A 13,920-nucleotide genomic window follows, 5' to 3' on the forward strand; every position below is an offset into this window, starting at 1 on the left:
TATTTTCTACTCTGTTTTCTCGCATAGATACTATCGGCAATGTCTCACAAAGTGCGAGGTTTTGACTTACACATCCCACTCGTCGAAAAACCAGCCTTTTGCTGGTGTTCAGGTATAATCGCTGCAAAGCCTTGATTGATGGAGACGACCACGTTGACTAACTTGAATTATCAACAGACGCATTTTGTGATGAGTGCGCCTGATATTCGCCATTTACCTTCTGATACGGGAATTGAAGTGGCTTTTGCTGGCCGTTCCAACGCAGGCAAATCCAGTGCACTAAATACCCTGACCAATCAAAAGAGTCTGGCGCGTACCTCTAAAACACCAGGCCGTACTCAGCTCATCAACCTGTTTGAAGTTGTGGATGGTAAACGCCTGGTCGATTTGCCAGGTTACGGCTATGCCGAAGTGCCGGAAGAGATGAAACGTAAATGGCAGCGCGCACTGGCCGAATACCTGGAAAAACGCCAGAGCCTGCAGGGTCTGGTGGTATTAATGGATATTCGTCACCCGCTAAAAGATCTCGACCAGCAGATGATCCTGTGGGCTGTTGAGAGCAACGTTCAGGTTCTGGTTCTACTGACTAAAGCAGATAAGCTGGCCAGTGGTGCCCGCAAAGCACAGCTGAATATGGTGCGTGAAGCCGTACTGGCATTTAACGGTGATGTGCAGGTAGAAGCATTTTCATCATTGAAGAAGCTGGGTGTGGACAAACTGCGTCAGAAGCTGGATAGCTGGTTTAGTGAGCTGGCACCGGTTGAAGAGATGCAGGACGGGGAGTAGCCCACGGTATTGCCGGATGGCGCCGCTGCGCGTCTTATCCGGCCTACAGCATGTACAAAACTTTTCTTTCGCACAATAAAAAACGCCCCAGTCATTACTGACTGGGGCGGCTAAAATATTCAGCCAAATCCGATTACGTGAAGTAAAAGGTCTGAAAGATAGAACATCTTACCTCTGTACCCTACGTGAATAACTTTACTCTTTTTTGAGCAGCTCAGAAAGCATTTTTTGTAATTTTTTTTCATTCCTTACATAGGGAATTCTAATGGACATCACAAAAAGTTCTATCTTATGTTGCTTAGTTACGAAAAAGAGCCGTTATTCAGTAAACCCTTAGTGCGCCTGATCCCAGTTTTCGCCACTACCGACTTCCACCAGCAATGGCACGTCAATCTGGGTCTCGTTTTCCATCAGCTGATGGATCTTTTTCGAGACGCTTTCAAGGTCATCTTTGTGCACTTCGAACACCAGTTCATCGTGCACCTGCATGATCATGCGCACACGCGGCTGCTCGGTTTGCAGCCATCCGTCCACGGCAATCATCGCTCGCTTGATAATGTCTGCGGCAGTACCCTGCATCGGGGCGTTAATTGCCGCGCGTTCTGCACCTGCACGACGAGCACCATTACTGGATTTAATATCCGGTAAATAGAGACGGCGACCTTCCAGCGTTTCTACATAACCCTGCTCTTTCGCCTGCGCGCGGGTGCGTTCCATATATTCCAACACGCCTGGGTAGCGTTCGAAGTAGAGATCCATGTACTTCTGTGCTTCTTTACGCGGAATATTCAACTGGCGCGCCAGACCGAAAGCACTCATGCCATAGATCAGACCGAAGTTGATGGCTTTTGCGCTACGACGCTGTTCGCTGGTCACTGAATCCAGCGGTAAACCAAAAACTTCTGCCGCCGTTGCACGGTGAATATCTTTTCCTTCGGCAAACGCGGTAAGCAGGCCTTTATCGCGCGAGAGATGCGCCATAATACGCAGCTCGATCTGCGAGTAGTCCGCAGAGACAATCACGTAGTCTTCTGGCGCAATAAACGCCTGACGAATACGACGACCTTCATCATTACGTACCGGGATGTTTTGCAGGTTCGGATCGGTTGAAGACAAACGTCCGGTCGCCGTGACAGCCTGGTGATATGAGGTATGCACACGCCCGGTTTTTGGGTTGATCATCAACGGAAGCTTATCCGTGTAGGTCGACTTTAGTTTTGCTAACCCACGATATTCCAGGATAACTTTCGGCAACGGATAATCCAGCGCTAACTCTTCCAGCACCTCTTCTGACGTTGATGGCGCGCCGCCAGGGGTTTTCTTCAGCGGCTTAATACCCTGCTTTTCAAACAGGATGGTTTGCAGTTGCTTGGTGGAAGAGAGGTTAAACGCTTCTCCGGCAATCTCGTGTGCTTTTTGCTCCAGCTCGCTCAAACGCAGCGTCAGCTCTTCTGAATGCTTGTGCAGAACAGCCGGATCGATTTTCACACCGTTGCGCTCAACGCGGGACAGAACCGGAACCAGCGGCATATCAATATTTTCGAAAACGTTTAGCGGTCCTTTGTGCTTCTGCAGTTCTGGCCACATCTTCAGGTGCAACTGAAGCGTAACATCGGCATCCTCTGCGGCATAGCGCCCGGCCTCTTCCAGTGCTATCTGGTTAAAGGTCAGCTGGTTTTTACCTTTCCCGGCAATCTCTTCAAAGGTGATGGTTTTATGTTTCAGCCAGCGGCCCGACAGGCTGTCCATATCGTGTCGGCCAGCGACGCTGTTAAGAATGTAGGATTCGAGCATGGTATCAAAGGTGATGCCACGCAGCTCGATGCCATAGTTTGCCAGGATACCGCGATCGTACTTCAGGTTCTGCCCAACTTTATGCGCGTTCTCATCTTCCAACAGTGGCTTCAGTAACGCCAGCGCACGATCACGAGAAATCTGATCGGGGGCATCCAGGTAATCATGAGCGACAGGAACATACGCAGCCATACCTGGTTCAATAGCAAAGGAGAGGCCAACCAGATTCGCGGAGATGTTATCCAGGCTGTCAGTTTCTGTATCAAAAGCAAAGACGGGGGCTTTTTTCAGCTTTGCAATCCACGCTTCCAGCGTTTCTTCGTCCAGAATCGTCACGTAATTATCGTACGAGAGAACCGTGGCTGGTTGCGCAGGCGTTTCATCGACGACGATGGTTTCCTGCGGTTTTGCCGCCGGTTTTGTTCCTTTCGCCTGTAGCCATTTACCGGCTTCAACGTCGCTAACCCAACGCTTAAATTCATACTGTTTAAACAAGCCAAGCAGTTCTTCTGCTGCCGGCTGACGGACTTCCAGCTGCTCGCAGGTCAACTCCAGCTCAACATCCGTTTTGATGGTAGCCAGCTTATACGAGAGGTACGCCACCTCTTTGTTCTGCTCAAGCTTGCCCGCCATGGTTTTCGCACCACGGAAGGTCAGCCCCGCAATTTTGTCTGATTCAGCATAGAGAGTATCCAGCCCGCCCAGCCCCTGCAGCAGCGCCTGAGCCGTTTTTTCACCCACGCCAGGAACGCCCGGAATATTATCTGAGGAGTCACCCATCAGCGCTAGGAAATCAATGATCAGTTCAGGCGGAACACCGTACTTATTCACGACCTCATCCGGGCCGAGGATCGTATTAGTCATAGTGTTGATGAGGGTGATGTTCGGCGTCACCAGCTGAGCCATATCTTTATCGCCGGTGCTAATCAGCACCGGACGCCCCACCTTCTCTGCCTCACGTGCCAGCGTACCGATGACATCGTCCGCTTCCACGCCTGAAACCGCCAGCAATGGCAGCCCCATCGCTTTTACCATCGCATGCAGAGGTTCAATCTGCGCACGTAAATCGTCCGGCATTGGCGGGCGGTGCGACTTGTAGTGTTCGAATAATTCATCACGGAAGGTTTTACCCTTAGCGTCGAATACCACCGCCGCATGCGTAGGCTGATATTGCAGAATCAAGCTACGCAGCATGTTGAGGACGCCATACATCGCACCAGTAGGCTCTCCTGCGCTGTTCGTCAGCGGCGGGAACGCGTGGTATGCGCGATACAGGTAAGATGAACCGTCTACAAGGATAAGTGGGTTTTCTGGGATCTGAACCATAATGTCCGTGCCTGTTTATCAGATTATGGGTAAAGGATGCCACAGACGGGATGAAAACATGAGTTTTTCGCCGCATTTGTCGAAAAACTTTTGCAGATCTTCTGCGTTGCCCGCAAACACGGATGTGGATAACTTTGTGAATAAATAATTTTCAGCTCTTTAAATGTAGCAACAAAATTATCACTTCATAATATTTTTATATAAATTTCAAAACATTAGATAAAGACACAGCATTTTATTCCATTTTTACAGCTTATATCCTGATGTGGATAGATATTCCTGTTTTTTCTATCCAGGGAAGATCCATCATTTGGTTGGTTTTCTGATAAAATCAGCCCCTTGCGCCCCATTTAGCGCACTATCTATGGCTAACCTTTTGAATAATTTAATTATGACGAGAATACTCGCTGCGATAACGCTGTTGCTGAGTATCATATTGACCATATTGGTCACGATTTTTTGTTCTGTGCCGATCATCCTTGCGGGGGTTGTAAAACTCCTTTTGCCCATTCCTGTCGTCTGGCGCAAGGTTTCCGTGTTCTGTAATTTCATGATGTACTGCTGGTGTGAGGGTCTGGCGCTACTGCTGCACCTCAATCCACGACTGAAGTGGGATGTCGAAGGGCTGGAAGGTCTTAGCAAGAAAAACTGGTATCTGCTCATTTGTAACCATTACAGCTGGGCCGATATCGTTGTGCTTTGCGTTCTGTTTCGTAAGCACATCCCGATGAATAAATACTTCCTCAAGCAGCAGTTAGCCTGGGTACCCTTTATTGGCCTGGCCTGCTGGGCGCTGGATATGCCGTTTATGAAACGCTATTCGCGTGGCTACTTGCTCCGTCATCCGGAACGGCGCGGTAAAGATGTCGAAACTACACGTCGTTCCTGCGAGAAATTTCGCGCGCATCCGACAACCATTGTGAATTTTGTTGAAGGTTCACGGTTTACCAAAGAAAAACGCGAGCAAACCCGTTCACCCTATCAAAACCTGCTTCCTCCCAAGGCAGCCGGTATTGCGATGGCCTTGAATGTCCTGGGGTCACAGTTCGATAAAATGTTGAACGTCACGTTATGCTATCCGGAAAACAGCAGCCGACCGTTCTACGATATGCTGAGCGGTAAGTTAACGCGGATTGTCGTGCGGGTGAATCTGGAGCCAATCCATGAAGAGTTGCACGGTGATTACGTGAACGATAAGGGATTCAAGCGTCGGTTTCAGCTATGGCTAAACACACTGTGGAGTGAGAAAGACGCGCTGCTCGACGCGATTAAAGCCTCAAATAAAAAAGCCGGTCAGTGACCGGCTTTTCTTTTACTTCTGACCGACCAGATACTTCACGGTATCCGCATACTGCTGTACAAAGATATCCATGCTGCTGGTATCCATACCCTGCGGGTTTACCTGATATTTGCCATTCACGAACATCGCCGGAACGCCCTGCAGCTGCAAATCAGCCGCCGCTTTTTCCTGCTGCGCCACGAGTGATTTCACCACGAAGCTGTTCCATGCCGCATCGTAGTCTTCGCCTTTAATACCTGCGTCGACAAACACTTTGCGGATATCTGCAACAGATTGAACGGTCTGAGTTTTCTGAACCCCTTCAAACAGCGGAACAGTGACCTGATCTTCAACGCCCAGCGCCATAGCAACCGCCCATGCCTGCGTCAGATCTTTCCCCAAAGGCCCCAGAAATTCGACGTGGTACTTGGTCATCTTGGTGCCTTCCGGTAGCTTTTTCTTCACGTTATCAGACACGTGAAGCACTTCTTCAAACTGGTAGCAGTGCGGGCAGTAGAAGGAGAAAAACTCCAACACTTGCGGTTCACCTGCAACAGGCTTCTCCAGGGTGATGTATTGTTTGCCATCCTGGAACTGTGCTGCAGATGCGCTAAAAGCTAAAACCATACCAGCCAGCGCCAGCCATATTTTTTTCATGTTCACGTTTCTCCGATTAATACATTGGCGTTAATTGTAAGGGGGGCTCTTGCAGAATTTTTGCCTGCTCAATAAAGGTCGCGGTCTGACGGTGCCAGTAATCTTCCCCGGTTAACCACGGGAAGTTTTTTGGAAACGCAGGGTCAGCCCAACGTCGAATTAGCCAGGCAAGATAATAAACTAAACGCATAGCGCGTAAAGGTTCTATCAGTCCGATTTCAGAGATGTCGAACTCACTAAACTCTTCATAAGCCTCGATAATGGTTTCAAGCTGCATGCGTTGTTCAGCTTTATCGCCATTGAGGAGCATCCATAAATCCTGAATAGCCGGACCGTTGCGGGCATCATCTAAATCGACAAACATTGGGCCATCGCGCCACAGAATATTACCGGCATGACAATCACCGTGCAGGCGTAACGTAGTAAAACGCGTATGCCAGCGATCGGTAACGAGCGCGATCAGCGCATCCGTTGCCTTAAGGAAGGCCGCTTTTTGCCCTGATGGGATCAGCGGTGCGTGTTCAAAAACGTTACGCGGCTCAGTCAGGTATTCTTCAAGGCCAATCGTTGGGCGAAAGGCAAAAGTACGCTTGCAGCCGGTCTGATGCATACGCCCCAGATAGCGACCCACGGCCTCCATCTGATCGATGTTGTCGGCTTCAAACTGACGACCACCTACGCTGGGGAAGATCGCATAGTGAAAACCCTGATGGCTCAACAGCGTTTGACCATTCAGAACCAGAGGCGCAGCTACCGGGACTTCATCGCTCACCAGTTCCAGAGCAAACTGGTGTTCTTCCTGGATCTGATCGACAGACCAACGTTCAGGGCGATAAAATTTAACGACAAAGCGTCGACGGTCTTCGTCCTGGAATTGATAGACACGGTTTTCATAGCTGTTAAGCGGGGTAAGCCCGGAATCCACCCGGATCCCCTGCTCAAACAGTGCATCCATGATGGTATCCGGGTGTAGCGTCTGGAAATTAAAAGCGTTGTCGTTCATCCCATCATCCGGAAAATACTACGAATGATTCAGGATATCATTTCGCAGCGCTTTCGGTGGCGGCGATTACAAGCTTTTACTCTTTAATTACGCCACGTGCGCGGAGTAGTGCAGTTTTAAAATCTTCTTCATAATCTTTCTGAATACCAGGGATGACAGCGTCTTTCGCCGAGTCACGCATTTTCAGATGATAGATCAGAATGTCATCAGTTAAATCCGCCAGTTCGCCGTCAAAACCTGACTCTTGCGCCAGTTTCTGTAAAAATTGCATCAGGTTAAGATCGGGTTCCTTTTGCCAGGCCGGCTGGAGGAGTTCAATAACTTCATTCAGACGTTTACATTTCATGGTTGTGCTCCTTAGGCTCAATACGGATACGTTAGCAGGGTCAATCCCACATTAAAAGAGGCGATATCAGTGATTCTGGATAGTGCAATAACAGGGGTTGTGCTGGCAGGTGGTAAGGCCAGACGGATGGGTGGAACCGACAAAGGTCTGCTTGAGCTGGACAGTAAACCTCTTTGGCGACATGTGGCCGACATTCTCGCTTTGCAGGTCGAAACCGTGGTGGTTAATGCCAATCGCCACAGGGATATATACCAGCAAAGCGGCCTGAAAGTTATTCCTGATTCATTGGCCGATTTCCCTGGCCCACTGGCCGGGATGCTGTCGGTATTCCTGCAACAAACGGGGGAATGGTTTTTGTTCTGCCCGTGCGATATGCCCTATATTCCTCACGATCTGGTCGCTCGTTTAAAAGAGCAGCGCAAAGCTGCACCGGTTGTCTGGGTGCATGATGGTGAAAGAGATCATCCGACCATTGCGCTGATGCACCGCTCCATGCAGCCCTTACTGCAGGATTATCTTCAGTCCGGTGAAAGACGCGTTATGGTCTTTATGCGCCAGGCTGGCGGCCATGCCGTCGATTTCAGCGATCACAAAGATGCGTTCGTGAACGTGAACACCCCCGAAGAACTCGCAAAATGGCAGGAAAAATCATGATCCCATTACTCGCCATTGCAGCATGGAGCGGAACGGGAAAAACCACTCTGCTCAAAAAATTGATTCCGGAGCTACGTGCCAGAGGTATACGTCCCGGATTAATTAAGCATACTCATCACAATATGGATGTCGATAAACCCGGCAAAGATAGCTATGAGCTTCGTAAAGCGGGTGCTGCACAAACGCTAGTCGCCAGCCAGCAACGATGGGCGTTAATGGTAGAAACACCGGAAGAGCCAGAACTGGATTTAGCGTATCTGGTAAGCCGGATGGACGCTTCAACGTTGGATATGGTGTTGGTTGAGGGCTTTAAGCATGAACCTGTCGCTAAGATCGTGCTGTTTCGCGACGGTTGCGGGCACAGTCCTGAGGAATTGGCGATAGACGAATATGTTATCGCAGTTGCCAGTGATGTTCCGCTGGCGGTGGATGTGCCATTGTTAGATATCAACGATATACAGCAACTTGCTGATTTTGTTACGCAATGGATAAGATGGTAACTGTGGTGTTGTGATGAGCCTGATGCGCTGCGCTTATCAGGCCTACAAAATACGTTCAGCCCGGCGCAGGCCGGATAAGGCGGGACGCTGCATCCGGCGGTTTTTACCCCGCACAGACGCAAAGAAGCCCATCCGTCAGGATGGGCTTCTTCACTTTAATTAATGCCTGGCAGTTCCCTACTCTCGCATGGGGAGACCCCACACTACCATCGGCGCTACGGCGTTTCACTTCTGAGTTCGGCATGGGGTCAGGTGGGACCACCGCGCTACAGCCGCCAGGCAAATTCTGTTTATCAACACGCCCTGGCATGTCGATGTCATCTGTAATCAGGCTGAAAATCGTCTCAATTCCGCCAAAACATCTTCGGCGTTGTAAGGTTAAGCCTCACGGTTCATTAGTATCGGTTAGCTCAATGTATCGCTACACTTACACACCCGACCTATCAACGTCGTCGTCTTCAACGTTCCTTCAGGAGACTTACAGTCTCAGGGAGAACTCATCTCGGGGCAAGTTTCGTGCTTAGATGCTTTCAGCACTTATCTCTTCCGCATTTAGCTACCGGGCAATGCCATTGGCATGACAACCCGAACACCAGTGATGCGTCCACTCCGGTCCTCTCGTACTAGGAGCAGCCCCCCTCAATTCTCCAGCGCCCACGGCAGATAGGGACCGAACTGTCTCACGACGTTCTAAACCCAGCTCGCGTACCACTTTAAATGGCGAACAGCCATACCCTTGGGACCTACTTCAGCCCCAGGATGTGATGAGCCGACATCGAGGTGCCAAACACCGCCGTCGATATGAACTCTTGGGCGGTATCAGCCTGTTATCCCCGGAGTACCTTTTATCCGTTGAGCGATGGCCCTTCCATTCAGAACCACCGGATCACTAAGACCTGCTTTCGCACCTGCTCGAGCCGTCACTCTCGCAGTCAAGCTAGCTTATGCCTTTGCACTAACCTCCTGATGTCCGACCAGGATTAGCTAACCTTCGTGCTCCTCCGTTACTCTTTAGGAGGAGACCGCCCCAGTCAAACTACCCACCAGACACTGTCCGCAACCCGGATTACGGGCCCACGTTAGAACACCAGCCATTAAAGGGTGGTATTTCAAGGTTGGCTCCATGCAGACTGGCGTCCACACTTCAAAGCCTCCCACCTATCCTACACATCAAGGACCAGTGTTCAGTGTCAAGCTATAGTAAAGGTTCACGGGGTCTTTCCGTCTTGCCGCGGGTACACTGCATCTTCACAGCGAGTTCAATTTCACTGAGTCTCGGGTGGAGACAGCCTGGCCATCATTACGCCATTCGTGCAGGTCGGAACTTACCCGACAAGGAATTTCGCTACCTTAGGACCGTTATAGTTACGGCCGCCGTTTACCGGGGCTTCGATCAAGAGCTTCTCCTTACGGATAACCCCATCAATTAACCTTCCGGCACCGGGCAGGCGTCACACCGTATACGTCCACTTTCGTGTTTGCACAGTGCTGTGTTTTTAATAAACAGTTGCAGCCAGCTGGTATCTTCGACTGATTTCAGCTCCATGAGTAAATCACTTCACCTACATATCAGCGTGCCTTCTCCCGAAGTTACGGCACCATTTTGCCTAGTTCCTTCACCCGAGTTCTCTCAAGCGCCTTGGTATTCTCTACCTGACCACCTGTGTCGGTTTGGGGTACGATTTCGTGTTACCTGATGCTTAGAGGCTTTTCCTGGAAGCAGGGCATTTGTTACTTCAGCACCGTAGTGCCTCGTCATCACACCTCAGCGTTAAAAAGGTACCGGATTTACCTGGAACCTCCGCCTACATGCTTAAACCGGGACAACCGTCGCCCGGCTAACATAGCCTTCTCCGTCCCCCCTTCGCAGTAACACCAAGTACAGGAATATTAACCTGTTTCCCATCGACTACGCCTTTCGGCCTCGCCTTAGGGGTCGACTCACCCTGCCCCGATTAACGTTGGACAGGAACCCTTGGTCTTCCGGCGTGCGGGTTTTTCACCCGCATTATCGTTACTTATGTCAGCATTCGCACTTCTGATACCTCCAGCATGCCTCACGACACACCTTCAACGGCTTACAGAACGCTCCCCTACCCAACAACACATAGTGTCGCTGCCGCAGCTTCGGTGCACAGTTTAGCCCCGTTACATCTTCCGCGCAGGCCGACTCGACCAGTGAGCTATTACGCTTTCTTTAAATGATGGCTGCTTCTAAGCCAACATCCTGGCTGTCTGTGCCTTCCCACATCGTTTCCCACTTAACTGTGACTTTGGGACCTTAGCTGGCGGTCTGGGTTGTTTCCCTCTTCACGACGGACGTTAGCACCCGCCGTGTGTCTCCCGTGATAACATTCTTCGGTATTCGCAGTTTGCATCGGGTTGGTAAGTCGGGATGACCCCCTAGCCGAAACAGTGCTCTACCCCCGAAGATGAATTCACGAGGCGCTACCTAAATAGCTTTCGGGGAGAACCAGCTATCTCCCGGTTTGATTGGCCTTTCACCCCCAGCCACAAGTCATCCGCTAATTTTTCAACATTAGTCGGTTCGGTCCTCCAGTTAGTGTTACCCAACCTTCAACCTGCCCATGGCTAGATCACCGGGTTTCGGGTCTATACCCTGCAACTTAACGCCCAGTTAAGACTCGGTTTCCCTTCGGCTCCCCTATGCGGTTAACCTTGCTACAGAATATAAGTCGCTGACCCATTATACAAAAGGTACGCAGTCACCCCATTAAGAGGCTCCCACTGCTTGTACGTACACGGTTTCAGGTTCTTTTTCACTCCCCTCGCCGGGGTTCTTTTCGCCTTTCCCTCACGGTACTGGTTCACTATCGGTCAGTCAGGAGTATTTAGCCTTGGAGGATGGTCCCCCCATATTCAGACAGGATACCACGTGTCCCGCCCTACTCTTCGAGTTCACAACCTGTGCATTTTGGTGTACGGGACTATCACCCTGTACCGTCGGACTTTCCAGACCGTTCCACTAACACACAAGCTGATTCAGACTCTGGGCTGCTCCCCGTTCGCTCGCCGCTACTGGGGGAATCTCGGTTGATTTCTTTTCCTCGGGGTACTTAGATGTTTCAGTTCCCCCGGTTCGCTTCATTACGCTATGTATTCACGTAATGATAGTGTGTCGAAACACACTGGGTTTCCCCATTCGGAAATCGCCGGTTATAACGGTTCATATCACCTTACCGACGCTTATCGCAGATTAGCACGTCCTTCATCGCCTCTGACTGCCAGGGCATCCACCGTGTACGCTTAGTCGCTTAACCTCACAACCCGAAGATGTTTCACTTCTGATTGCAAAAATTTGAGAGACTCGAACACACCGCTTTTCATTTCTTATTACGGAGAAATGAAACAGTGTGTCGTTTCAATTTTCAGCTTGATCCAGATTTTTAAAGAGCAAAACTTCGCAGTGAACCTTTTCAGGTACACTCTGAAGTTTTCTTGTATTGTTGCAGTAAAGATGGTGGAGCTATGCGGGATCGAACCGCAGACCTCCTGCGTGCAAAGCAGGCGCTCTCCCAGCTGAGCTATAGCCCCATCGTAGTTATCTCATTCACCTTAATTCTTGCTGAGACAAGGCGTGGAGCGGCGAAGCATACTGAAGTATGCGAGTCGTTTCACAACGCGGTATCAGAAAGAATTTGGTAGGCCTGAGTGGACTTGAACCACCGACCTCACCCTTATCAGGGGTGCGCTCTAACCACCTGAGCTACAAGCCTGCAGAGATTTTCTTACTGCTAATTTTCATCAGACAATCTGTGTGAGCACTACAAAGGCAGGTTCTTTAAGGTAAGGAGGTGATCCAACCGCAGGTTCCCCTACGGTTACCTTGTTACGACTTCACCCCAGTCATGAATCACAAAGTGGTAAGCGCCCTCCCGAAGGTTAAGCTACCTACTTCTTTTGCAACCCACTCCCATGGTGTGACGGGCGGTGTGTACAAGGCCCGGGAACGTATTCACCGTGGCATTCTGATCCACGATTACTAGCGATTCCGACTTCATGGAGTCGAGTTGCAGACTCCAATCCGGACTACGACATACTTTATGAGGTCCGCTTGCTCTCGCGAGGTCGCTTCTCTTTGTATATGCCATTGTAGCACGTGTGTAGCCCTACTCGTAAGGGCCATGATGACTTGACGTCATCCCCACCTTCCTCCAGTTTATCACTGGCAGTCTCCTTTGAGTTCCCGGCCGAACCGCTGGCAACAAAGGATAAGGGTTGCGCTCGTTGCGGGACTTAACCCAACATTTCACAACACGAGCTGACGACAGCCATGCAGCACCTGTCTCACGGTTCCCGAAGGCACTAAAGCATCTCTGCTAAATTCCGTGGATGTCAAGAGTAGGTAAGGTTCTTCGCGTTGCATCGAATTAAACCACATGCTCCACCGCTTGTGCGGGCCCCCGTCAATTCATTTGAGTTTTAACCTTGCGGCCGTACTCCCCAGGCGGTCGACTTAACGCGTTAGCTCCGGAAGCCACGCCTCAAGGGCACAACCTCCAAGTCGACATCGTTTACGGCGTGGACTACCAGGGTATCTAATCCTGTTTGCTCCCCACGCTTTCGCACCTGAGCGTCAGTCTTTGTCCAGGGGGCCGCCTTCGCCACCGGTATTCCTCCAGATCTCTACGCATTTCACCGCTACACCTGGAATTCTACCCCCCTCTACAAGACTCTAGCCTGCCAGTTTCGGATGCAGTTCCCAGGTTGAGCCCGGGGATTTCACATCCGACTTGACAGACCGCCTGCGTGCGCTTTACGCCCAGTAATTCCGATTAACGCTTGCACCCTCCGTATTACCGCGGCTGCTGGCACGGAGTTAGCCGGTGCTTCTTCTGCGAGTAACGTCAATCGTTGCGGTTATTAACCACAACGCCTTCCTCCTCGCTGAAAGTACTTTACAACCCGAAGGCCTTCTTCATACACGCGGCATGGCTGCATCAGGCTTGCGCCCATTGTGCAATATTCCCCACTGCTGCCTCCCGTAGGAGTCTGGACCGTGTCTCAGTTCCAGTGTGGCTGGTCATCCTCTCAGACCAGCTAGGGATCGTCGCCTAGGTGAGCCGTTACCCCACCTACTAGCTAATCCCATCTGGGCACATCCGATGGCAAGAGGCCCGAAGGTCCCCCTCTTTGGTCTTGCGACGTTATGCGGTATTAGCTACCGTTTCCAGTAGTTATCCCCCTCCATCGGGCAGTTTCCCAGACATTACTCACCCGTCCGCCACTCGTCACCCAAGGAGCAAGCTCCTCTGTGCTACCGTTCGACTTGCATGTGTTAGGCCTGCCGCCAGCGTTCAATCTGAGCCATGATCAAACTCTTCAATTTAAGTTTGATGCTCGTGAATTAAACTTCGTAATGAATTACGTGTTCACTCAGAGACTTGGTATTCATTTTTCGTCTTGCGACGTTAAGAATCCGTATCTTCGAGTGCCCACACAGATTGTCTGATAAATTGTTAAAGAGCAGTGCCGCTTCGCTTTTTCTCAGCGGCGCGGGGTGTGCATAATACGCCATCCCGCCACGAAGTCAAGCATTTAATTTCGCTTTCTT

9 protein-coding genes, 2 tRNA genes and 3 rRNA genes are annotated in these 13,920 nt (G+C 50.6%); 4 read left to right on the forward strand and 10 right to left on the reverse strand.

Translation table 11 applies throughout. The annotated features are described in order from the left end of the window. Positions 1 to 153: 153 nt before the first annotated feature. The gene (gene yihA / locus IB196_RS21740) at positions 154 to 786 is read left to right on the forward strand and encodes a ribosome biogenesis GTP-binding protein YihA/YsxC (protein WP_103771976.1); all 633 of its coding nucleotides are present in this window, start codon (positions 154 to 156) and stop codon (positions 784 to 786) included. Positions 787 to 1,119: 333 nt separating this feature from the next. Here the strand turns inward: yihA and polA are convergent, their stop codons facing one another. Next, the gene (polA, locus tag IB196_RS21745; protein WP_188232339.1) at positions 1,120 to 3,906 is read right to left on the reverse strand and encodes a DNA polymerase I; all 2,787 of its coding nucleotides are present in this window, start codon (positions 3,904 to 3,906) and stop codon (positions 1,120 to 1,122) included. A 306-nt stretch (positions 3,907 to 4,212) separates the two neighbouring features. Further along, positions 4,213 to 4,458 (reverse strand): hypothetical protein, encoded by a 246-nt coding sequence (locus IB196_RS21750; RefSeq protein WP_223237011.1) that lies wholly within the window; start codon positions 4,456 to 4,458, stop codon positions 4,213 to 4,215. Between IB196_RS21750 and IB196_RS21755 the strand changes: the two genes are divergently transcribed. After that, positions 4,352 to 5,206 carry an acyltransferase gene (locus IB196_RS21755; protein ID WP_233614764.1) on the forward strand — a complete coding sequence of 285 codons (855 nt, stop codon included), beginning with the start codon at positions 4,352 to 4,354 and terminating at the stop codon, positions 5,204 to 5,206. The genes IB196_RS21750 and IB196_RS21755 overlap by 107 nt on opposite strands. A gap of 12 nt (positions 5,207 to 5,218) precedes the next feature. On the opposite strand, the gene dsbA is transcribed toward IB196_RS21755, so the two are convergent. The 3 genes from dsbA to IB196_RS21770 all read right to left on the reverse strand — a co-directional run bounded on the left by dsbA (position 5,219) and on the right by IB196_RS21770 (position 7,191). Further along, positions 5,219 to 5,842 (reverse strand): thiol:disulfide interchange protein DsbA, encoded by a 624-nt coding sequence (dsbA, locus tag IB196_RS21760; RefSeq protein WP_003028621.1) that lies wholly within the window; start codon positions 5,840 to 5,842, stop codon positions 5,219 to 5,221. Between the two features lie 16 nt (positions 5,843 to 5,858). Then, positions 5,859 to 6,845, reverse strand: a complete 987-nt coding sequence (locus IB196_RS21765; RefSeq protein WP_149692154.1) for a serine/threonine protein kinase — start codon at positions 6,843 to 6,845, stop codon at positions 5,859 to 5,861. A gap of 76 nt (positions 6,846 to 6,921) precedes the next feature. Then, entirely contained in the window at positions 6,922 to 7,191 is a 270-nt protein-coding gene (locus IB196_RS21770) for a YihD family protein (RefSeq protein ID WP_003028616.1), read from the reverse strand. Positions 7,192 to 7,260: 69 nt separating this feature from the next. Here IB196_RS21770 and mobA point away from each other — a divergent pair, with 69 nt between their 5' ends. After that, positions 7,261 to 7,845, forward strand: coding sequence for a molybdenum cofactor guanylyltransferase MobA (mobA, locus tag IB196_RS21775; protein ID WP_005121856.1), 585 nt, complete (start codon positions 7,261 to 7,263; stop codon positions 7,843 to 7,845). Further along, positions 7,827 to 8,345 carry a molybdopterin-guanine dinucleotide biosynthesis protein MobB gene (gene mobB, locus IB196_RS21780; RefSeq protein ID WP_149692153.1) on the forward strand — a complete coding sequence of 173 codons (519 nt, stop codon included), beginning with the start codon at positions 7,827 to 7,829 and terminating at the stop codon, positions 8,343 to 8,345. The genes mobA and mobB overlap by 19 nt, the downstream gene beginning before the upstream one ends. Before the next feature lie 164 nt (positions 8,346 to 8,509). Here the strand turns inward: mobB and rrf are convergent. From rrf to IB196_RS21805, 5 genes are all read right to left on the reverse strand, one after another. Then, a 5S ribosomal RNA gene (gene rrf / locus IB196_RS21785) occupies positions 8,510 to 8,625 on the reverse strand. 94 nt (positions 8,626 to 8,719) lie between these two features. Then, positions 8,720 to 11,626: ribosomal RNA gene (locus IB196_RS21790) — 23S ribosomal RNA — on the reverse strand. 198 nt (positions 11,627 to 11,824) lie between these two features. After that, positions 11,825 to 11,900: transfer RNA gene (locus IB196_RS21795), tRNA-Ala, on the reverse strand. A 105-nt stretch (positions 11,901 to 12,005) separates the two neighbouring features. Next, positions 12,006 to 12,082 (reverse strand) — tRNA-Ile (locus IB196_RS21800). A gap of 71 nt (positions 12,083 to 12,153) precedes the next feature. Then, positions 12,154 to 13,695 (reverse strand): 16S ribosomal RNA (locus IB196_RS21805). Together the 16S, 23S and 5S rRNA genes with 2 tRNA genes alongside form the textbook arrangement of a ribosomal RNA operon. Positions 13,696 to 13,920 lie beyond the last annotated feature (225 nt).

This window comes from Citrobacter sp. C6_1 (assembly GCF_014596835.2).
Lineage (GTDB): Bacteria > Pseudomonadota > Gammaproteobacteria > Enterobacterales > Enterobacteriaceae > Citrobacter > Citrobacter pasteurii.

What these genes read in the sequence shown, in the direction of transcription:
- polA (WP_188232339.1), bottom strand. Translation starts at nt 3,906, where the DNA reads ATGGTTCAGATCCCAGAAAACCCACTTATCCTTGTAGACGGTTCATCT.
- IB196_RS21750 (WP_223237011.1), bottom strand. Translation starts at nt 4,458, where the DNA reads ATGAAATTACAGAACACGGAAACCTTGCGCCAGACGACAGGAATGGGC.
- dsbA (WP_003028621.1), bottom strand. Translation starts at nt 5,842, where the DNA reads ATGAAAAAAATATGGCTGGCGCTGGCTGGTATGGTTTTAGCTTTTAGC.
- IB196_RS21765 (WP_149692154.1), bottom strand. Translation starts at nt 6,845, where the DNA reads ATGAACGACAACGCTTTTAATTTCCAGACGCTACACCCGGATACCATC.
- IB196_RS21770 (WP_003028616.1), bottom strand. Translation starts at nt 7,191, where the DNA reads ATGAAATGTAAACGTCTGAATGAAGTTATTGAACTCCTCCAGCCGGCC.
- mobB (WP_149692153.1), top strand. Translation starts at nt 7,827, where the DNA reads ATGGCAGGAAAAATCATGATCCCATTACTCGCCATTGCAGCATGGAGC.